At 63.6% G+C, this 19,508-nt stretch carries 14 protein-coding genes; 11 read left to right on the forward strand and 3 right to left on the reverse strand.

The window, feature by feature from the left end:
• Positions 1-2: 2 nt before the first annotated feature.
• Together Azoinq_RS09865 and Azoinq_RS09870 are read right to left on the reverse strand one after the other, a co-directional pair.
• Positions 3-662 carry a response regulator gene (locus Azoinq_RS09865; protein ID WP_216129537.1) on the reverse strand — a complete coding sequence of 220 codons (660 nt, stop codon included), beginning with the start codon at positions 660-662 and terminating at the stop codon, positions 3-5.
• Positions 659-2,554 carry a type IV pili methyl-accepting chemotaxis transducer N-terminal domain-containing protein gene (locus Azoinq_RS09870; RefSeq protein ID WP_216129535.1) on the reverse strand — a complete coding sequence of 632 codons (1,896 nt, stop codon included), beginning with the start codon at positions 2,552-2,554 and terminating at the stop codon, positions 659-661. Before Azoinq_RS09870 ends, Azoinq_RS09865 begins: the two co-directional genes overlap by 4 nt.
• Positions 2,555-2,875: 321 nt before the next feature.
• Here Azoinq_RS09870 and Azoinq_RS09875 point away from each other — a divergent pair, with 321 nt between their 5' ends.
• The 10 genes from Azoinq_RS09875 to moaE all read left to right on the forward strand — a co-directional run bounded on the left by Azoinq_RS09875 (position 2,876) and on the right by moaE (position 15,248).
• On the forward strand, positions 2,876-4,111 hold the full coding sequence (locus tag Azoinq_RS09875) for an MFS transporter (protein WP_216129533.1): 1,236 nt from the start codon (positions 2,876-2,878) through the stop codon (positions 4,109-4,111).
• A 94-nt stretch (positions 4,112-4,205) separates the two neighbouring features.
• Positions 4,206-5,585, forward strand: a complete 1,380-nt coding sequence (locus Azoinq_RS09880) for a NarK family nitrate/nitrite MFS transporter (RefSeq protein ID WP_216129532.1) — start codon at positions 4,206-4,208, stop codon at positions 5,583-5,585.
• Between the two features lie 290 nt (positions 5,586-5,875).
• The gene (locus tag Azoinq_RS09885; protein WP_216129530.1) at positions 5,876-9,577 is read left to right on the forward strand and encodes a nitrate reductase subunit alpha; all 3,702 of its coding nucleotides are present in this window, start codon (positions 5,876-5,878) and stop codon (positions 9,575-9,577) included.
• Between the two features lie 60 nt (positions 9,578-9,637).
• Positions 9,638-11,200: a nitrate reductase subunit beta gene (narH, locus tag Azoinq_RS09890; protein ID WP_216129528.1), complete on the forward strand. Its 1,563-nt coding sequence runs from the start codon at positions 9,638-9,640 to the stop codon at positions 11,198-11,200.
• Between the two features lie 10 nt (positions 11,201-11,210).
• Positions 11,211-11,864 carry a nitrate reductase molybdenum cofactor assembly chaperone gene (gene narJ, locus Azoinq_RS09895; protein WP_232368453.1) on the forward strand — a complete coding sequence of 218 codons (654 nt, stop codon included), beginning with the start codon at positions 11,211-11,213 and terminating at the stop codon, positions 11,862-11,864.
• Between the two features lie 51 nt (positions 11,865-11,915).
• Positions 11,916-12,602: a respiratory nitrate reductase subunit gamma gene (narI, locus tag Azoinq_RS09900; protein WP_216129524.1), complete on the forward strand. Its 687-nt coding sequence runs from the start codon at positions 11,916-11,918 to the stop codon at positions 12,600-12,602.
• 160 nt (positions 12,603-12,762) lie between these two features.
• Positions 12,763-13,323, forward strand: a complete 561-nt coding sequence (gene mobB / locus Azoinq_RS09905; RefSeq protein ID WP_216129522.1) for a molybdopterin-guanine dinucleotide biosynthesis protein B — start codon at positions 12,763-12,765, stop codon at positions 13,321-13,323.
• Positions 13,310-14,518, forward strand: coding sequence for a molybdopterin molybdotransferase MoeA (locus Azoinq_RS09910; RefSeq protein ID WP_216129520.1), 1,209 nt, complete (start codon positions 13,310-13,312; stop codon positions 14,516-14,518). The genes mobB and Azoinq_RS09910 overlap by 14 nt, the downstream gene beginning before the upstream one ends.
• A gap of 9 nt (positions 14,519-14,527) precedes the next feature.
• Entirely contained in the window at positions 14,528-14,779 is a 252-nt protein-coding gene (gene moaD / locus Azoinq_RS09915; protein ID WP_216129519.1) for a molybdopterin converting factor subunit 1, read from the forward strand.
• A 7-nt stretch (positions 14,780-14,786) separates the two neighbouring features.
• Positions 14,787-15,248 (forward strand): molybdopterin synthase catalytic subunit MoaE, encoded by a 462-nt coding sequence (gene moaE / locus Azoinq_RS09920; protein WP_216129517.1) that lies wholly within the window; start codon positions 14,787-14,789, stop codon positions 15,246-15,248.
• 334 nt (positions 15,249-15,582) lie between these two features.
• On the opposite strand, the gene Azoinq_RS09925 is transcribed toward moaE, so the two are convergent.
• Positions 15,583-16,500: a ParB/RepB/Spo0J family partition protein gene (locus Azoinq_RS09925; protein WP_216129515.1), complete on the reverse strand. Its 918-nt coding sequence runs from the start codon at positions 16,498-16,500 to the stop codon at positions 15,583-15,585.
• Positions 16,501-17,297: 797 nt separating this feature from the next.
• Here Azoinq_RS09925 and Azoinq_RS09930 point away from each other — a divergent pair.
• The gene (locus Azoinq_RS09930; RefSeq protein WP_216129513.1) at positions 17,298-19,481 is read left to right on the forward strand and encodes a methyl-accepting chemotaxis protein; all 2,184 of its coding nucleotides are present in this window, start codon (positions 17,298-17,300) and stop codon (positions 19,479-19,481) included.
• Positions 19,482-19,508 lie beyond the last annotated feature (27 nt).

The following is a 19,508-nucleotide window of genomic DNA, read 5'->3' on the forward strand; positions in this document are numbered from 1 at the left end:
GCCTAGTTGCCGGGCCCGGCCAGGTTGTGTTCCACCGCGTAGAGGGCGGCCTGAACCCGGCTGTGGAGGTTGAGCTTGCGCAGAATGCTCTGCACATGGACCTTGATGGTGCTTTCCGCCAGATTGAGCTTGCGGGCGATTTCCTTGTTGCTGATGCCCTGGGCCAGGCAGACCAGGGTTTCCTTTTCCCGGGGGGTGAGGCTTTCCGTCTCCCCGCCCTTGTCCCCCTCCCCCGGGCGGCGCAGCCGGGCCAGGAGCTTGGAAGTCATTTCTGGGGAGAGCACGCTGTCCCCGGCCAGGGCCCGGTGAATGCTGGCGATAAGGAAGTCCGTGTTGATTTTCTTGAGCAGGTAGCCCCGGGCCCCCAGGCGAATACATTCTCCCAGGTCCTCGCTGTCTTCCGAGACGGTGAGCATGAGCACCGCCAGGTCGGGCTGGGTGTTGAGCAGCTGGGGCAGGGCTTCCCGGCCATGCATGGCGGGCATGTCCAGGTCCAGAAGCACCACGTCGGGACGCAGTTGGGCCGCCAGTTTGATGCCTTCCAGGCCGTCGGCGGCTTCCCCCACCACCTCCAGGTCCGGCTGGCGTTGCAGCAGGGCTTTCAGGCCGCTGCGGAACAGGGTGTGGTCGTCCACCAACAGAATGCGTATGGGCTGGGTCATGGCGCGATGCGTTCCTCTTTAGGCAACAGGAGCTCCAGGGTTGTACCAGAATTCTCCTGGGTATGGATATGGATTTGGCCGTGGATGCGGCGGGCCCGCTCTTCCATGATGGAGAGGCCCACGTGCTGGTCCTTTTTCTCCGCCACGCTGGCCGGATTGAAGCCCACTCCGTCGTCCCGGATGGTGAGGGTGAAATCGGCCTGGTTGCACAGCTGGATATCCACCTGTTGGGCCCGGGCGTGCTTGCGCACATTGGAAAGGGCCTCCTGGAGGATGAACAGGACTTGCAGTTCCTGCTGGGGGTCCAGGGGCAGGCCGCTGCCCGTCATGGAGAGGGTGGTATGCACCCGGGTCTGCTGCTCGAAGCGGCGCAGCAGGGAATGGAGGGCGTCGGGAAAGCTTTCCTTGCTGATCTGGGTGCGGAAGTTGAGGAGCAGCTCCCGCACGTCCTCGTAACATTCCTGGACCCCGGTACGGATGAAATCCAGGTTTTCCTTCACCTGCTCCGTTTCCCCGGCGGCCAGGGCGGATTCCAGCATCTGCACCTGGAGATTGAGGAAGGACAGGGACTGGGCGATGCTGTCGTGGAGCCCCTGGGCCATGAGGTTGCGCTCTTCGGAAACGGCAAATTGCCGGTCCCGGGCGGCCAGCCGCAGGTTTTCGATGGCCACCCCCAGGTGCTGGCCCAGGGTTTCGATCAGATACTGGTCCTGGGGCGACAGCCGGGCGGCCTGGCGGAAGAAGAGGGAAAAGAGGCCGATTTCCTGCTGGTTGTAGCGGATGTGGAAAAGGGCCACGTCCTGGAAACCCGCGGCGCCGCAGGGCTTGAGGGGCAGCAGCCCGCCCTGGGGCACATGGCGCAGCAGGGGGGCGGTCAGGTCCAGGGCCTGGCCGCATTCGCAGCCCTGGATGTGGGTGCAGGGCTCGGATTCCTGGAGGGATTGGGGCAGGCGCACCTGGGCCACCAGATCCAGGCGGCCCCGCTGCCGGTCCGCCAGCCGGACGCTGCCTCCGTCCGCCGCAAAGAGTTCGATGAGGCGTTGGAGAAAGCCCTCGCACATGGCTTCCCGGCTGTGGGGCTCGTGGAGGAAGGCCGTCACCTGGTAGAGGGTGGCCAGCTGCCGGTTTTTGCTTTCCACGGAACGGGTCTTTTCCTCCACCTTGTCTTCCAGGGTGGCGTACAGGTCTTCCAGGCGGCTGGCCATCTGGTTGAAGCCCAGGGCCAGCATGCCGAATTCGTCCTGGGTTTCCACCTCGATGCGGGTCTGCCAGTCCCCGTCCCGCAGGCGCTGCATGGCCCGGCCCAGGTCGGTGAGGGGATTGATGACCAGAAGATACATGAGATAGATCATGGTCACCGTGCCAGTCAGGGCCAGGGCCAGGAGCACCACCTGGAAGAGGCGCAGCAGGGTGGTGTTGCGGGCGTTGTCCTGCTCAATGAGGGACACCAGCCGGTTGATGTCCTCCACAAAGGCGTCCAGATAGGGCTTGGGCGTATTCGGGGGCTGGTGAATGGCCCGGCTCAGGGCGGGGCGCACCTGCCCCTGCCAGTTATCCACGATGCGCCGGGCCTGGGCATAGACTTCCTGATTATTGGGCAGGAACAGGGGGCGGGTGGGATCGCCCCGGCGCAGCCGGGCCAGGGTATCCTCAAACCCATCCATCTCCCGGGTGATCCTCTCCGAAGAGGCGCCGCTCGAGATCAGGTAGCCGATGTGGTAGGAGCGCATGCGCAGGCTGCCCGCATCGTTAATGGCCGCCGCTCCCCCGTCCAGTTTCCAGGACAACAGCAGGGTGTAGCCGATGGAGACCATGGCCACCAGCAGCCACAGGGAGGAGAGGCTGAGCAGCTTGGCGGAAAGGCTGCGCATGCGGGAAAAACGGAAGTTCATGGCGGACCCTGGCAACGGGGAAAACGGTAAAAAAGGGCGGTGGACACTCCGCCAGCCATCCTAGCCACCTTAGCGGCAGGATGCCATGGCGGCAATCCGCCAAAAGCAGGGGGGAAGGGGAGCGTGGGCCCGGTGATAGGGGCTTTTCCCCTGGACTGGCCCGTTTTCCGCCTCCCCCAAAAGAACTAGGGGGCTCCTCCGGACAGGGGCCGGGGGGCTAGGTCCTTTAAGCGGCAGAAAGCCCTCATCCGGCGAATGGGATTGGCCCGGGGGGGCGGGTAAGGTTGATCGCCATAAAGATTCCATGGAAAGGGGACCAAAATGGCAACGCAAACTTACAAGCAATACGCGGTGCTGACTTCCAGCACCATTTCTTTCACCGTCTGTTTCATGGTGTGGATGATGCTGGGGGTGGTGGGGGTGCCACTTAAGCAGAAGTTGGGTTTAAACGACGCGGAATTCGGCATTCTCGCCGCCACCCCGGTGTTGAGCGGCTCCCTGATACGGGTGCCCCTGGGCATGTGGACCGACCGCTTCGGCGGCCGCATTGTCATGTTCCTGCTCATGCTGGCCACGGTGATTCCCATCTACTGTCTCCAGTACGCCACCCAGTTCTGGCAATTCCTGGTCATCGGCCTCTTCATCGGTCTGGCGGGGGGCACCTTCTCCGTGGGCACTCCCTACGTGGCCCGCTGGTTCGACGCCAACCACAAGGGCCTGGCCATGGGCATCTTCGGCGCAGGTAACTCGGGCGCCGCCGTGAATAAGTTCGTCGCCCCGGCCATTATCGCCGCGGCGGGCTGGACCATGGTGCCCCAGGTCTATGCCCTGGTGATGCTCATCACCGCCCTCCTGTTCTGGGTCTTCAGCTACCACGATCCCAAGCATTTGGTGGGGGGCAGCATTACCTTCCGGGAACAGCTTCGGGTCATGAAGGACCCCCGGGTGTGGCGTTATTCCCAGTACTACTCCGTGGTCTTCGGCGGTTACGTGGGCCTGGCCCTGTGGCTGACCAAATACTACGTGGGGGAATACGGCTTTAACCTGAAGACCGCCGCCCTCATGGCCGCCTGCTTCTCCCTGCCCGGTGGTGTGCTGCGGGCCGTGGGGGGCTGGATCTCCGACCGGGTGGGGGCGCGCAAGACCACCTGGGCGGTGATGTGGGTGCTCTTTGCCTGCTTCTTCGTCCTCTCCTATCCCCAAACCCAGATGGTGATTTCCACCACCACCGGTCCCCTGGGCCTGAACATCGGCCTCACTCCCGTGCTCTTCACCGTCATCCTCTTTACCGCCGGTATCGCCATGGCGGTGGGCAAGGCCTCCGTCTTCAAGTTTGTAGCCAATGACTTCACCGATGACATCGGGGCGGTGTCCGGGGTGGTGGGCTTGGCCGGGGGGATGGGCGGATTTCTCCTGCCTATCTTCTTCGGCATCCTGGCCGACCTCACGGGCATCCGTAGCAGCTGCTTCATGCTGCTCTTCGGGGCCACCTGCGTCAGCCTGATCTGGATGAACTTCACCATGAAATCCCTGGCCAGCAAGGGCGCCAAGGCCTAATGAAACGGGCGGGGGCAGCCCCCCGCCCGTCCCTTTATTCCCGACCCAATTTTTAAAGACCCGACGGCCATAAGGCCGCCTCAGGAGGACTCTTATGTCTCACGTAATCGACCGGTGGGAGCCCGAATCCACCCAATTCTGGCAGCAACAGGGCAAAGCCGTGGCACGGCGCAACCTGTGGCTGTCCATTCCCGCCCTGACCCTGGCCTTCGCCGTCTGGCAGGTGTGGAGCGTGGCCGTGCTCAACATGCCCAACATCGGCTTTAACTATTCCCAGAATCAGATGTTCTGGCTGGCCGCCCTGCCTGCCCTGTCCGGTGCCACCCTGCGGATTTTCTACTCCTTCATGGTGCCCATCTTCGGCGGCCGCCGCTGGACGGCCCTTTCCACCGCCAGCCTGCTGATTCCGGCCATCGGTGTCGGGTTCGCCGTACAGGACCCGGAAACCTCCTATCCCACCATGATGATCCTGGCCCTGCTCTGCGGCCTGGGGGGCGGTAACTTCAGCTCCTCCATGGCCAATATCAGCTTCTTTTTCCCCAAACGGGAAAAGGGCACGGCCCTGGGGCTGAACGCGGGCCTGGGCAATCTGGGGGTTCCCCTGGTCCAGTTCGTGGTGCCCCTGGTGATTACCCTGGGCCTCTTCGGCGGTCTGGGCGGCGATCCCCAGACCTGGGTGAAGGGCGCGGTGACCAAGCATATCTGGCTGCAAAACGCCGGCTTTATCTGGGTGCCCTTTATTGCCCTGTCCGCTCTGGCTTCCTGGTTCGGGCAAAACGATCTGGTTTCCGCCAAGGCTTCCTTCGCGGATCAGGCGGTGATTTTCAAGCGCAAGCACAACTGGCTGATGTGCCTCCTCTACGTGGGCACCTTCGGTTCCTTCATCGGCTTTTCCGCCGGTTTCCCCCTCCTGGTGAAGGGCCAGTTCCCCGCCATTGATCCCATGAAGTACGCCTTCCTGGGGCCCCTGGTGGGCGCCTTGACCCGGCCCCTGGGGGGCTGGCTGTCCGACAAGATCGGCGGCGCCCGGGTGACCCAGTGGGTGTTCCTGCTCATGATGGTGGCGGTGTTCGGGGTGCTCCATTACCTGCCCCATCAAGGGCTGGGGGGGGACTTCCAGGGCTTCTTCGCCATGTTCCTCTGCCTCTTTGCCCTGACCGGCATCGGCAATGGCTCCACCTTCATGCAGGTGCCCGCCATTTTCCTCACCCTGCATCAACGTCGGGCGGGCAAGGATCCCCGGGCCCAGCAAGAGGCCGCGGCCAACGCCACCAAGGAATCCGCTGCCGTGCTGGGCTTCATCGCGGCCATCGGCGCCTACGGCGGCTTCTTCATCCCCAAGAGCTACGGTACGGCCATTGATCTGACCGGCTCGGTGGATGCGGCCCTCTACGCCTTTATTGCCTTCTATCTGATCTGTGCCGTGGCGAACTGGTGGTACTACGCCCGGCGCAATGCGGAGGTGGCCTGCTAGATCCCGGCAAAGCCCTTCCCGGCCGGCGCGGCACCTCCCTGACGCCGCCGGCCTTGTTACGGGCGCCTTCGGGCGCCCGCTTTTTTTGTCCGGTGCCCGGCATCCCTGTGCTGGCGGCCCTTGGGAGCCGCCTAGTTCTTTTGGGGGAGCCGGGCTAATGCCAATGCCCGGACCCCGGCCAACCTTTGAAGAATAGGGTTCCGGGCGGCCTTTGCCTAAGCTTCAGGTCAGGATACAAGGCCTCTCCTTCGGTGAGAGTCCCCGTTCTCAGGCCCTATCGCGGAGGCAACATGAGTCACTTTCTGGATCGACTAAATTTTCTGGGCAAGGTGCGCAGCACCTTCTCCAACGGCCACGGCGCCGTGGTAAACGAGGACCGCAAGTGGGAGGACGGTTACCGGCAACGCTGGCAACAGGACAAAATCGTCCGCTCCACCCACGGGGTCAATTGCACCGGCTCCTGCAGCTGGAAGGTCTATGTGAAGAACGGTCTGATTACCTGGGAAACCCAGCAGACCGACTATCCCCGGACCCGTCCGGACCTGCCCAACCATGAGCCCCGGGGCTGCCCCCGGGGGGCGTCCTACAGCTGGTATGTGTATTCTGCTCAACGGGTGAAATACCCCATGATCCGGGGCCGTCTGGCCCGGCTCTGGCGCCAGGCCCGCAAGACCCTGGGGCCCATCGAAGCCTGGCAATCCATCAGCCAGAACCCGGACAGCGCCCGCCAGTACAAGAGCAAGCGGGGCCTGGGGGGCTTCGTCCGCTCCACCTGGGAAGAGTCCAACGAAATCATTGCGGCGGCCAACGCCTTCACCATCAAGAACTTTGGCCCGGACCGGGTGGTGGGTTTCTCCCCCATCCCGGCCATGTCCATGGTCAGCTATGCCTCCGGCAGCCGTTACCTGAGCCTGATCGGTGGCGTACCCCTGTCCTTCTACGACTGGTACTGCGATCTGCCCCCGGCCAGCCCCCAGGTGTGGGGGGAACAGACCGACGTGGCGGAATCCGCCGACTGGTACAACTCCACCTATCTCATGGTGTGGGGCTCCAACATCCCCATGACCCGGACCCCGGACGCCCACTTCTATACGGAAGTGCGCTACAAGGGCACCAAGACCGTGGCGGTATCCGCCGACTTCGGTGAAATGGCCAAGTTCAGCGACATCTGGATGGCCCCCAAGCAGGGCACGGATGCGGCCCTGGCCATGGCCATGGGCCACGTGATTTTCAAGGAATTCCACCTGGAAAATCCCTCCACCTATTTCACCGACTACATCCGTCAATACACGGACATGCCCATGCTGGTGACCCTGCGCCAGGACGGGGAACATTTCGTGCCCGACTTCTTCCTGCGGGCCAGCCACCTGGACGCCAATCTGGGGGAAAGCAACAACCCGGATTGGAAGACCCTGGTGCTGGATCAGGATAGCGATCGGCTGGTGGTTCCCAATGGCTCCGTGGGCTTCCGCTGGGGCCAGCCGGAAGGCCAGACCGGACGCTGGAATCTGGAAGAAAAGGACGGGGCCACCCAGGCTCCCGTCACCGCCCGCCTCTCCCTCCTGGACAAGAAGGATGGGGTGGTGGGGGTGGCCTTCCCCTATTTCGGTGCGGAGCACGACGAAGTGCTGGTGCGCAACGTGCCCGTGCGCCGCCTCACCCTGGCGGACGGCAGCCAGACCTATGTGGCCACCGTGTTCGACCTGATGGCCGCTAATTACGGCATTGACCGGGGCCTGGGGGGCGACCATGTGGCCGCCAGCTATTTCGACGATGTGCCCTACACCCCGGCCTGGCAACAGAAGCACACCGGGGTGAAGCCGGAAATGGTGATCCAGGTGGCCCGGGAATTTGCCACCAACGCGGATCAGACCCACGGCAAGAGCATGGTCATTGTGGGAGCCGGTCTTAACCACTGGTACCACATGGACATGACTTACCGGGGCATTATCAACATGCTCATGCTGTGCGGCTGTATCGGTCAGTCCGGCGGTGGCTGGGCCCACTATGTGGGTCAGGAAAAGCTGCGGCCCCAGACCGGCTGGGCCCCCCTGGCCTTTGCTGCCGACTGGGTGCGGCCGTCCCGGCAGATGAACGGCACCAGCTTCTTCTACGCCCACACCAGCCAGTGGCGCCATGAAAAGCTGGGGGTGGATGAAATCCTTTGCCCCACCGCCGACCAGTCCATGGCCAACATGGCCCTGATCGACTACAACGCCAAGGCGGAGCGCATGGGCTGGCTGCCCTCCGCCCCCCAACTGTCCGCCAATCCTCTGGAAGTGGTGGCGGCGGCAGAAAAGGCCGGCCAGGACCCGGTGGCCTATGCGGTGGAAGGCCTCAAGTCCGGCACCCTGGACATGGCCTGTAACGACCCGGACAACCCCAAGAATTTCCCCCGCAACATGTTTGTGTGGCGCTCCAACATTCTGGGCAGCTCGGGCAAGGGCCACGAATACTTCCTCAAATACCTGCTGGGCACCCAGAACGCGGTGATGGGCAGCGAGGAAAACTGCATCAAGCCCAAGGAAATCACCGTTCGCCCGGCGGCGGAAGGCAAGCTGGATCTCCTGGTGGTGCTGGACTTCCGCATGTCCACCACCTGCCTCTACGGGGATATCGTGCTGCCCACCGCTACCTGGTACGAAAAGGACGACCTCAACACCTCGGACATGCACCCCTTCATCCATCCCCTGTCGGAAGCGGTCCAGCCCCTGTGGCAGGCCAAGAGCGACTGGGAGATTTACAAGGGCTTCGCCAAGAAAATTTCCGAGCTGGGCAAGGACTACCTGGGGGGCCGCAAGGACCTGGTGCTTACCCCCCTGATGCACGACACCCCGGAAGAACTGGGCCAGCCTTTCAATCCCAAGGATTGGAAAAAGGGCGAGTGCGAACCGGTGCCGGGCAAGACCATGCCCAAGATGACCGTGGTGGAGCGGGATTACGGCGCCATCTACGACAAATTCACTTCCGTCGGCCCCCTGCTGGAAAAACTGGGCAACGGGGGCAAGGGCATCGGTTGGAAGACCGGCCATGAGGTGGAAGTGCTCCGGGGCCTGAACAAGACCGTGGCGGACGGGGTGGCCAAGGGCCAGCCCCGGCTGGACACGGCCATCGACGCCGCCGAGATGATCCTCACCCTGGCTCCGGAAACCAACGGCCATGTGGCGGTGAAGGCCTGGGAGGCCCTCTCCAAGATCACCGGCCGGGAACACACCCATCTGGCCCTGCCCCGGGAACACGACAGCATCCGCTTCCGGGACATCCAGGCCCAGCCTCGCAAGATTATTTCCTCTCCCACCTGGTCCGGGCTGGAAAGCGAGGAAGTGAGCTACAACGCCGGTTATACCAACGTCCATGAACTGATTCCCTGGCGCACCCTCACCGGCCGTCAGCAGTTCTACCAGGATCACCAGTGGATGCGGGCGTTCGGCGAAGGCTTGTGTGTCTATAAGCCGGCGGTGGATCTGAAGACCACGGCGGCGCTCCTGGGCCGGAAATCCAACGGCAACGGGGAAGTGGTGCTCAACTTCATCACCCCCCACCAAAAGTGGGGCATCCACAGCACCTACTCGGACAACCTGCGCATGCTCACCCTGTCCCGGGGCGGCCCCCACGTCTGGATCTCGGAAGTGGATGCCCGCAAGGTGGGGATCGTGGATAACGACTGGATCGAGGTGTTCAACGTCAATGGCACCCTGACCGCCCGGGCTGTGGTTTCCCAGCGGGTGCCGGAAGGCATGACCCTGATGTACCACGCCCAGGAAAAAATCATCAATGTGCCGGGGGCGGAGACCAGCGGTAAGCGGGGCGGCATCCACAACTCGGTGACCCGTACCGTGACCAAGCCCACCCACATGATCGGCGGCTATGCCCAGCTGGCCTACGGCTTCAACTACTACGGCACGGTAGGCGCGAACCGGGATGAGTTCGTCATCGTGCGCAAGATGCAGAAAGTGGACTGGCTGGACCAACCCCTAGCCCTATCCGAGTGAGGGGTGCCGGCGGGGGCCTGATCCCCCGCCCCCCCAAACCCTTCGCCCAAGGAGACAAAGATGAAGATTCGAGCCCAAATCGGTATGGTGCTCAACCTGGACAAATGCATCGGCTGCCACACCTGCTCGGTAACCTGCAAAAACGTCTGGACGAGCCGGGATGGCGTGGAATACGCCTGGTTCAACAATGTGGAAACCAAGCCCGGGGTGGGTTTTCCCAAGGAATGGGAAAACCAGGAAAAGTGGCAGGGTGGCTGGGTGCGCAAGCCGGACGGCAAGCTGGAACCCCGTCAGGGCAGCCGCCTGAAGATTCTCGCCAATATTTTCGCCAACCCCAATCTGCCGGGCATTGACGAGTATTACGAGCCCTTCACCTACGATTACGAGCACCTGCAAAACGCGCCGGAAATGCAGACGCCTCCGGTGGCCCGTCCCGTGTCCGTGCTCACGGGCAAGAAGATGGACAAAATCGAAGGGGGCCCCAACTGGGAAGACGACCTGGGGGGCGAATTCGCCAAACGGGCCAAGGACCAGTTGTTTGAAGGCATTCAGAAGGAGATGTACTCCGCCTTCGAAAACACCTTCATGATGTATCTGCCCCGGCTCTGCGAACACTGCCTCAACCCCACCTGCGTCGCCAGCTGCCCCTCCGGCTCCATCTACAAGCGGGAAGACGACGGCATTGTGCTCATCGACCAGGACAAGTGCCGGGGCTGGCGCATGTGCATTTCCGGCTGCCCCTACAAGAAGATTTACTTCAACTGGACCACGGGCAAGGCGGAAAAGTGCATCTTCTGCTACCCCCGTATCGAATCCGGTCAGCCCACGGTGTGCTCGGAAACCTGCGTTGGCCGTATCCGCTATCTGGGCGTGCTGCTCTACGACGCGGACAAGATCGAAGCCTCCGCCAGCGTGGAAGATCCCCAGGATCTCTACCAGGCCCAGCTGGACACCTTCCTCAATCCCAATGATCCGGCGGTGCAACAGGCGGCCCGGGAACAGGGGATTCCGGAATCCTGGCTCCAGGCTGCCCAGCGCTCCCCGGTGTACAAGATGGCCATGGAATGGAAGGTGGCCTTCCCCCTCCATCCGGAATTCCGCACCCTGCCCATGGTCTGGTACATCCCGCCCCTGTCTCCCATCCAGTCCGCCATGGAAAGCGGCCTGATCGGGGAAAACGGCATCATCCCGGACGTGAAGGACCTGCGCATTCCCATCCAGTACCTGGCCAATCTGCTCACGGCGGGTAAGGAAGAACCGGTGGTCAAGGCCCTGGAAACCATGGTGGCCATGCGTCGCTACATGCGGGGCAAGAGCGTGGAGAAGGTGAGCGATGCCAGCTTGTTGAAAGGTACCCATCTGACCCCGGCCCAGGTGGAAGAAATGTATCAGGTCATGGCCATCGCCAATTACGAAGACCGTTTCGTCATCCCTTCCAGCCACAAGGAAATGGTGGAAAACGCCTTCGAGGACAAGGCCTCCTGCGGTTTCAGCTTCGGTAACGGCTGCTCCGGCGGGGTTTCCGAACCCAGCCTGTTCGGCAAGAAAAAAGCCACTCCCATTGTCTTCCACGACATGCGTCGGGATCGGAAGGCCAATGCGGAGGGCAACCCGGATGCCTAAGGAGCCCGCCATGTCCCCTCTCGCCCCCCTGTTCAAGACCTGTTCCGCCCTGCTCTGCTACCCGGAAGGGGATCTGCCTGGAGCCGTGCCCGAGCTGCGCGCCGCCCTGGCCGCCAGCCCGGACCTTCTGGCCCGGGTCGCCCCCCTGCTGGACTGGCTGGAGACGGAGGATTTGATCCTCCTTCAGGAAGCCTACGTCCAGCTGTTCGACCGCAACCCGGCCCATTCCCTGCACCTCTTCGAGCATATCCACGGCGAGGACCGGGACCGGGGCCAGGCCATGGTGGATTTGCTGGAGGAATACCGCCAACACGGCTTTGAGCCGGTGTGCGACGAGCTGCCGGACTACCTGCCCCTGTTCCTGGAGTTCCTTTCCCTCTGCGAACCGGAGGAAGGGGCGCGCCTGCTGGGGGACGCGGTCCATGTGCTCAACCATGTGGGGGAAAAGCTGGTCCAGAGCCAGTCCCCCTACGCCGGGGTGTTCCAGGTGCTGGTGGCCCAGTCCCCGGTGGCGCCGGAACCCCTGGTGACGCCGCCGGTGCGGGACATGGACGAAGCCATGGAAACCTTCGGCCCCGGGCCGGATGGAGTGGAACCCCTGCTGCGCCCCGGCCGTCCGGCCCTGGCGCCGGTGAATTTCTACCCCCACGCCCCCCAACCTTAACCCGATCCGCCCCGTTCCCCCGGGGGACGGCGGCGGGACAGGAGAGACAACATGGACTATCTACATCACTTCGTCTTCGGGATTTACCCGTACATCGCCCTGGCTATTTTCCTGCTCGGCAGCCTGGTGCGTTTCGAGCGGGAACAGTACAACTGGAAAAGCGAATCCACCCAGGTGCTGTACCGGGGCAATCTACGTCTGGGCAGCATCCTGTTTCACGTGGGCATTCTGGGCCTCTTCGGCGGCCACTTTGTCGGCCTGCTGACCCCGGTGGCGGTGTGGGACGCCCTGGGGGTGAGCCACAGCCTGAAACAGGTGGTGGCCATGACCGCCGGGGGCGTGATGGGCAGCTTCTGCCTGGCCGGGGTGCTGATTCTGCTGCACCGCCGCTTCTCCAATGACCGGCTGGCGGCCAACACCACCTGGCGGGACAAGCTGGTCTTGCTGTGGATTCTGGTGACCGTGCTCCTGGGCTTGTCCACCATCGCCGTTTCCGCCCAGCATCTGGACGGCCACGAAATGGTTCAGCTCATGACCTGGGCCCAGCACATCGTGACCTTCCGGGGCGACGCCCCCCTGTGCATCGAAGAAGCTTCCCCCATCTTCAAGCTGCACCTGTTCATGGGCATGAGCCTCTTCATCATCTTTCCCTTCTCCCGTCTGGTCCACGTCTGGAGCGGCTTCGGTTCGGTCACTTACCTGGGGCGCCGCTGGCAGCTGGTGCGGCCCCGGCGCTAAACCCCCGACGCCGGTTTAACCCGTGCCGTCCCGTGCCCCCCACAAGGCGGGGCGGCTTTTTCCCAGCGTCAGGGCGCCCCTCGCCTTGACGCTTTTTTTTCTTCCGGGGAAAGTGGCAGGCCGCCAGGCCCCTTTCCCCTTGATGCCCGGAGATTCCCCCATGCCCCTTCCCCGCCCGTCTTCCCCGCCTCCCGTGTTCGGCTTTACGGGCAGCAGCGGCTCGGGCAAGACCACCCTGGTGGAGCAGGTGGTGCCCCTGCTGGTGGCCCAGGGGCTGTCCCTGGCCCTGATCAAGCACGCCCACCACGGCTTCGACATGGATCAGCCGGGCAAGGATTCCTACCGTCACCGGGCGGCGGGCTGCGCCCAGGTGCTGGTGACCAGCGACCGGCGCTGGGCCCTGCTGCGGGAATTGGGAGCGGCCCCCGAGCCCACCCTGGCGGAGCACCTGGCCCGGCTGGAGCCCTGCGATCTGGTCCTGGTGGAAGGGTATAAGCAAGAACCCATACCCAAAATAGAGGTCTATCGGGCAGCCAATGGCAAGCCGCCCCTGTATCCTGACCACCCGGGAATTCTGGCTGTGGCCAGTGATATTCCCCCACCCGGGCTGGCCGATCAGGGCCTACCCTGGCTGGATTTGAACCAACCGGCGGCCGTAGCGGCCTTTGTCCTGGACTACCTGGACCGCCACGGCTCGAGGAACCCCCATGCTCAAATTTGAAGACGCCCTGGCCCAACTGCTGGCCGCCGCCCAGCCCCTGACCCAGGTGGAAACCGTGGATACCGCTGCCGCCCATGGCCGGGTGCTGGCCCAAGATTTGGTTTCCCCCCTGGATGTGCCGCCCCTGGATAACTCGGCGGTGGATGGTTACGCCCTGCGGGTGGGGGAGGTGACCGTTGCCGGCACCCGCCTGCCCGTCAGCCAGCGTATTCCGGCGGGCAGCGTGGGAACTCCCCTGGCGCCGGGCAGCGCCGCCCGGATTTTTACCGGCGCCCCCGTGCCCCCCGGGGCGGATGGGGTGGTGATGCAGGAGCTGTGCAGCCACGAGGGGGAAGGGGTGGTGATTAACCACCTGCCCAAGCTGGGGGAAAACATTCGCCGGGCCGGGGAAGACGTGGCCCGGGGCGGCCCCCTGCTGGCCGCCGGTAGCCGTTTGCGGCCCCAGGATGTGGCCTTTGCCGCCTCCGTGGGCCTGGCCCAGATTCCCGTTTTCCGCCCCCTGCGGGTCGCCGTCTTCTTTACCGGGGACGAGCTGCGTATGCCCGGGGAGCCCCTGGTCCCGGGCACCATCTACAACACCAACCGCTTTGCCCTGGTGGCCCTGCTGCAACGCCTGGGCTGTGAGGTGCGGGATCTGGGCCAGGTGCCGGACGATCTGGAGGCCACCCGGGCGGCCCTGCGCCGGGGCGCGGCGGAGAGCGACGTGATTCTGACCAGCGGCGGCGTTTCCGTGGGGGAAGAAGACCATGTGAAGGCGGCGGTGCGGGCGGAAGGTCGCCTGGATTTGTGGCAAATCGGCATTAAGCCGGGCAAGCCCCTGGCCTTCGGGCAGGTACGCAGGGAAGACGGCGGGGCGGTGGATTTCATTGGCCTGCCGGGCAATCCGGTGTCCGCCTTTGTCACCTTCCTGGTCCTGGTGCGGCCCTTCCTGCTGCGCCGCCAGGGGGCGGCCCGGGTGACCCCGGTGGCCTATCGGCTTCTGGCCGCCGATGCCTGGCTGAAGGGGGACCGGCGCCGGGAATTCCTGCGGGCCACCCTGAACGAAGATGGGGCCGTATCCATTTATCCCCATCAGGGCTCCGGGGTCATGGCCTCCAATGTCCATGGGGATGGCCTGCTGGATATACCGCCCCAGACCCTGGTGCAGCAGGGGGACTGGGTGCGCTTCCTGCCGTTTTCCGAATTGCTGAACTGAGGAGGCGCCATGGTGACCGTGCTTTATTTCGCCGGCCTGCGGGAAAACCTGGGGGTGGATCGGGAAAGTCTGGTCCTGCCGGAGGGTGTGGCCGACCTGGGCGCCCTGCGCCGCTGGCTGGCCGCCAGGGGCGGAGAGTGGGAGCGGCTGGAAACCACCCCCAATCTCCGTTTTGCCGTCAATCAGACCATGGCCCGGGCCGCCACCCCGGTGGCAGACGGGGATGAAGTGGCCTTTTTCCCCCCCGTGACCGGAGGCTGAGGCGGCCATGACCATATCCGTGCAGACGGAGGATTTCGACCTGGGCCAAGAGGTGACTGACCTCCGTGGCGACGACCCGGGTATCGGGGCCGTGGCCAGCTTTGTGGGCCTGGTGCGGGACATGAACCAGGGCCAAACGGACATCGGAGAAATGTTCCTGGAACACTACCCGGGCATGACGGAAAAGGCCCTGGCTGACATCGAGGTCCAGGCCCGGGCCCGCTGGGACCTGCGCGGTGTGCGGGTAGTGCATCGGGTCGGCCGTCTGGCGCCCAAGGATCAGATCGTGCTGGTGGCCGTGGCCGCCGTGCATCGGGGCGACGCCTTCCAGGCCTGCGAATTCATTATGGATTACCTGAAAACCCAGGCCCCTTTCTGGAAGCGGGAACAAACCCGGGACGGGGCCCGCTGGGTGGAAGCCAAGGCGGACGACGAGGCAGCAGCCCAGCGCTGGGCCGGGGCCGACTGAGGCGGGGGTGGCCGGGGGTTGGCGGGCAAACTGCTGATCGCCAGAAGCCAGAAGCCAGAAGCCAGAAGCCAGAAGCCAGAGCCAGAGCCAGAGCCAGAGCCAGAGCCAGAGCCAGGCGGCAGGCGGCAGGCGGCAGGCGGCAGGCGGCAGGCGGCAGCGGGCCCCTCCTCAAGGGCCGGGCTTCCGCCCGTAATCCCGGGGCGCCGCCCCAGTTCCAGGTTCTGAGGCTCACCCATGAACAATCTACCGGGAAATTCCCCTTTGGGCAGGACGGGCCCCTGAGTCGTCAGGGCCCCGCCGTTTCTTCCCAGCTACCGCTTGAAATGCCCCTTACTTAGCCCTGCTTGGTGGCCAGGAATTCGTCCACCAGCCGGGCCAGCACCGTTTCCGGGTCTTCCTCTTCCAGGCCCAGAAGCTCGGCCACCAGCTTGATCTTGCCCGGATTGAGCCGGGCGTGGGGAGCGGCTGTCGGGTCCGGGGAGGTCTCGCCTTCCCCGGGCAGGTCTTCCCAGGGGGCCACGCCAGCAGGCACGGCGGTGGGCTGGGGCGCCGCTGACGCAGCTTCCTGGGCTGGGGCCGGGGCGGCCTCCGGTGCCGGGGCTTCCGCCTTGCGGTTGCGGCCGGAAGCGGCGGAGAGTTCTTCTTCCACCACCTTCTTGGACAGCTTTTCCCCATCGGACAGGTGTTCGATGAGGGATTCGGCCTTGGCTTCGTTTTTCCGGGCCAGCTTTTCCAGCTTGACGGCGGCGCCGGTGCTGGAAATTTTGCCTGCGTCCAGGAGGGCCGTGACCTTTTCCGACAGATTTGCCGCCGCCGTGGCCTGGGCTAGCCAGGTGCCGGTGCGGCCGAAATACTGGGCCGCCTCTTCCGTATTGGGGAAGCGGGCGGCGATGGTGTGCAGGGCGGTGGCCATATCCCGGGCCTCCAGGGCGGCCCGCACCCCGATCCCCAGATTTTCGAAGACCTGGACATCCAGGGCTTCCTCCTCCGTGCATTGCCGCACCAGCACCGGCACCCGGCTTTCCCCGGCGGCCAGGGCCGCTTGGCGGCGCCGCTCCCCTGCCAGTACCCGATAACGTCCATCTGCCCCGGGCCGGACCAGGATGGGATGAATCAGGCCCAGGCGGCGAATGGCGTTGGTCAGCCCCTTCAGGGCCTCCTCCGGCACCTGGCCGCGAATGTGGCCGGGGTCCGGGTCCAGGGTGGCGGGATCGAGAAGCTGGAAATCAAAAGGGCTGTCTTTGAAAGTCATGGCAAAGCCTCCCCGGCCGGGCCGGGAAAGAGGAAGAAAACGGGGCCGGGATATTGGGCTTTTTCCCCGGGATTTTCAACCGGGGGAGCCTGGTTTTCTTTTTCTTGCAAAGAGCCGTGGCTTTGGGGAACCCTATTGCCCTAGGGTAGAGGAGTGGCTGTGTAAAGCAAGATGTTGGGGCTTTCCCCCCAGCGCTTAAATAGGGGGCGGCCCTGCTCTTGAGATCACATGTCCAGAGCGGGTCCCACTAAGGGGTTTCCCGGTGGGAAAAAACAGCAAAGACAGTCGGCGTCGCCAGGAAATTGGGCTGCTTTTCCCCCTTGTTTCCTGGGGGCGAAGGGCTTTGTATATTTCGTATCCTCGGTATTTCCGAATACTGATAAGCTTCCGCCTGCCGATGCCGGACCGGGGAAAACCATGAGAGGAGAAGGGCTTAAGCCGATTCTCCCTTTCCCCGAAAAAGCCTTGGCTTCTGCCTAACCCCTGGGCCTAGAGGACGTGGGGTTGGGGGGAAGGCCCGGGGCCCTTGTGGGGGGAGCAGCCTCCCGGAATACAGGGGCCGGACCTTATAAAATCTCACCCGCCCGCAATGAACGGGAGGGCCCTATCAGGGGACAGCGCCCGGTTTTTTCGGATTCCAAGTCAGCTTGCCGCGCCACAGAGGACAAGCTGACTCGCAATCTAGAAAACGTTTTGGGCTGGCTGGGTCGGGAGTCGGATTTTTTCCGTTGCCGGGGGGAGACCCCTCCCGGCATTCCCGTTCCAGTGGCCTCTTTATTCGGGGACAAGGAGGTTTTATGGGCGGGATAACAGAAAAAATTCAAAAGGTGGGGCTGCAGTCGGTGCAGGGCCGCATTGCTTTGGCGGCCGGGAGTGCGCTGGTGATCAGCTCGGTGGTGCTGCTGACCATCAATGTGGGCTCGTCCATGATGACCCAGAGCATGGTCAGCGACCGGATGAATGAGCTGATCCGGGACGAAACCGAGGCCAAACTGAGCAATCTGGCGTCAGCCCAGGCGGGGGCCATTCAGGGGCGATTCGCCTTGGCCCTGGATGCGGCTCGTACCATGGCCCATACCTTTGCCCTGTCCAAGGGCGGCTTGCCCATGGGGCGCACCCAGCTCAATGCCATTCTGCACAATGTGTTGATCAGCAATCCGGAATTCAACGGCACCTATTCCTGCTGGGAGCCTAACGCGGTAGATGGGGCCGATGGCGCCCACGCCAGCCCGGGCAACGGGAATAACCCCCAGACCGGCCGCTTCACGCCCTACTGGACTCGGAGCGAAAGCGGCACCATCGCCGTCCAGCCTCTGGTGGAGTACGACTCCAACGCCCTTCATTCCAACGGGGTGCCCAAGGGGGGCTGGTATGCCGGGCCGAAAACCACCGGCAAGGAAAGCGTCCTGGGCCCCTTGCCCTATATCGTCCAGGGCAAGAATGTGTTCCTCGCCACCATGTCCGTGCCCATCGTCATCAATGGTCGCTTCATGGGGGTGGCCGGGGCGGATTACAACCTGGACTTTGTGCAGAAAATCAGCGAGGAAACCAACAAATCCCTCTATGACGGCAAGGGCAAGCTGCTGATTGTCAGCGAACGGGGCCTGGTGGTGGCGGATAGCGCCAATCCGGCCCTGATCGGCAAGCCCTTTAATCCGGAAGTGGGGGAGCAGAATGCGGCTGGGCTGCTGGAAGACATCAAGGCGGGCAAGGCCAAGACCTGGATCGATGAGGCCTCCCAGACCATGAACGCCCTCTCCCCCATTCCCCTGGGCCGGACCGAAAAGCCCTGGGCCGTGCTGATTCAGGTGCCCAAGGCCGTGGTACTGGCCAAGGTCAATGGGCTGAACCACGACGTGACTGCCCGGTCCGTGTTCACCACCGTGCTCCAGGTGGGTATCGGCGCGGGCATCATTCTCCTGGCCAGCCTGTTCCTGTGGCGGATGGCGGGCCGCCTTGCCCGGCCGATCCGGGACGCCGCCGATATGGCCCAGAAGATCGAATTCGGGGTGTTCGACGCCCGGCTGAACGTGACTTCCAATGATGAGGTGGGCAAGCTGGCCTCGGCCCTCAACAGCATGACGGACAGCTTGCAGGAAAAGGTCAATCTGGCGGAACAGATCAGTGAGGGCAACCTGGATTGCAGCGTCAAGCTCACATCCTCTTCCGATCAGTTGGGCAAATCCTTGCAGAAGATGGTGGAAAACCTCAATCGCCTCATCGGCAATCTGCAAAGCGAGGCTGGTGCCATCGACACAAACGCTAAGGATATGTCCGTGCTGAGCCAGGAATTGTCCGAAGGGGCGTGCAGTTCGGCCGCCTCCATCGAGGAAATCAGCACGGCCATGGCGGAAATCAGTTCCCAGACCAAGAGCAACGCGGAAAACGCGGTGCGGGCCAAGAACATTTCCCAGTCTTCCCGCACGTCGGCAGTCACCGGTGCCCATGACATGAGCGAAATGCTCTCCGCCATGCAGGAAATCAAGGCTTCCGGCGACAACATTGCCTCCATCATCCAGACTATTAACGAAATTACCGACCAGACCAATCTGCTGGCCCTGAACGCTGCCATCGAAGCCGCCCGGGCCGGGGAATCCGGCGCCGGTTTCGCCGTGGTGGCCGACGAGGTCCGCTCCCTGGCTACCCGCAGCGCTAAGGCCGCCAAGCAGGTGACCCAGCTGGTTCAGTCCTCCAGCGTGAAAACGTCGGTGGGGGTCAATGTGGCCAACAAGACCTCCGAATCCTTAAAGCAGATTGTCGCCAGTGCGGAAGAACTTTCCCTGCTGGTGGAAGAAATTTCCCTGGCCTCCCAGGAACAGGTGATCGGCATTGAGGAAATCACCCAGGGCATGCACCAGATCGACACCACCACCCAGGCCGTCAGCACCCACGCCGAGCGCAGCGCTGCCACCGCCGCCCAACTTACCTCCCAGGCCAAGCTGGTGCACGATTTGATTAAGGATTATCGGGTGAAGTCGTAAAGCCGGTTGAGGGAGGGCTGTAACGAA

The sequence above is a fragment of the Azospira inquinata genome, assembly GCF_018905915.1.
GTDB lineage: Bacteria > Pseudomonadota > Gammaproteobacteria > Burkholderiales > Rhodocyclaceae > Azospira > Azospira inquinata.

Excerpts from the sequence above, each read along its gene's own strand:
- Azoinq_RS09865 (WP_216129537.1), bottom strand. The coding sequence starts at position 662 with ATGACCCAGCCCATACGCATTCTGTTGGTGGACGACCACACCCTGTTC.
- Azoinq_RS09870 (WP_216129535.1), bottom strand. The coding sequence starts at position 2,554 with ATGAACTTCCGTTTTTCCCGCATGCGCAGCCTTTCCGCCAAGCTGCTC.
- Azoinq_RS09875 (WP_216129533.1), top strand. The coding sequence starts at position 2,876 with ATGGCAACGCAAACTTACAAGCAATACGCGGTGCTGACTTCCAGCACC.
- Azoinq_RS09880 (WP_216129532.1), top strand. The coding sequence starts at position 4,206 with ATGTCTCACGTAATCGACCGGTGGGAGCCCGAATCCACCCAATTCTGG.
- Azoinq_RS09885 (WP_216129530.1), top strand. The coding sequence starts at position 5,876 with ATGAGTCACTTTCTGGATCGACTAAATTTTCTGGGCAAGGTGCGCAGC.
- narH (WP_216129528.1), top strand. The coding sequence starts at position 9,638 with ATGAAGATTCGAGCCCAAATCGGTATGGTGCTCAACCTGGACAAATGC.
- narJ (WP_232368453.1), top strand. The coding sequence starts at position 11,211 with ATGTCCCCTCTCGCCCCCCTGTTCAAGACCTGTTCCGCCCTGCTCTGC.
- narI (WP_216129524.1), top strand. The coding sequence starts at position 11,916 with ATGGACTATCTACATCACTTCGTCTTCGGGATTTACCCGTACATCGCC.
- mobB (WP_216129522.1), top strand. The coding sequence starts at position 12,763 with ATGCCCCTTCCCCGCCCGTCTTCCCCGCCTCCCGTGTTCGGCTTTACG.
- Azoinq_RS09910 (WP_216129520.1), top strand. The coding sequence starts at position 13,310 with ATGCTCAAATTTGAAGACGCCCTGGCCCAACTGCTGGCCGCCGCCCAG.
- moaD (WP_216129519.1), top strand. The coding sequence starts at position 14,528 with ATGGTGACCGTGCTTTATTTCGCCGGCCTGCGGGAAAACCTGGGGGTG.
- moaE (WP_216129517.1), top strand. The coding sequence starts at position 14,787 with ATGACCATATCCGTGCAGACGGAGGATTTCGACCTGGGCCAAGAGGTG.
- Azoinq_RS09925 (WP_216129515.1), bottom strand. The coding sequence starts at position 16,500 with ATGACTTTCAAAGACAGCCCTTTTGATTTCCAGCTTCTCGATCCCGCC.
- Azoinq_RS09930 (WP_216129513.1), top strand. The coding sequence starts at position 17,298 with ATGGGCGGGATAACAGAAAAAATTCAAAAGGTGGGGCTGCAGTCGGTG.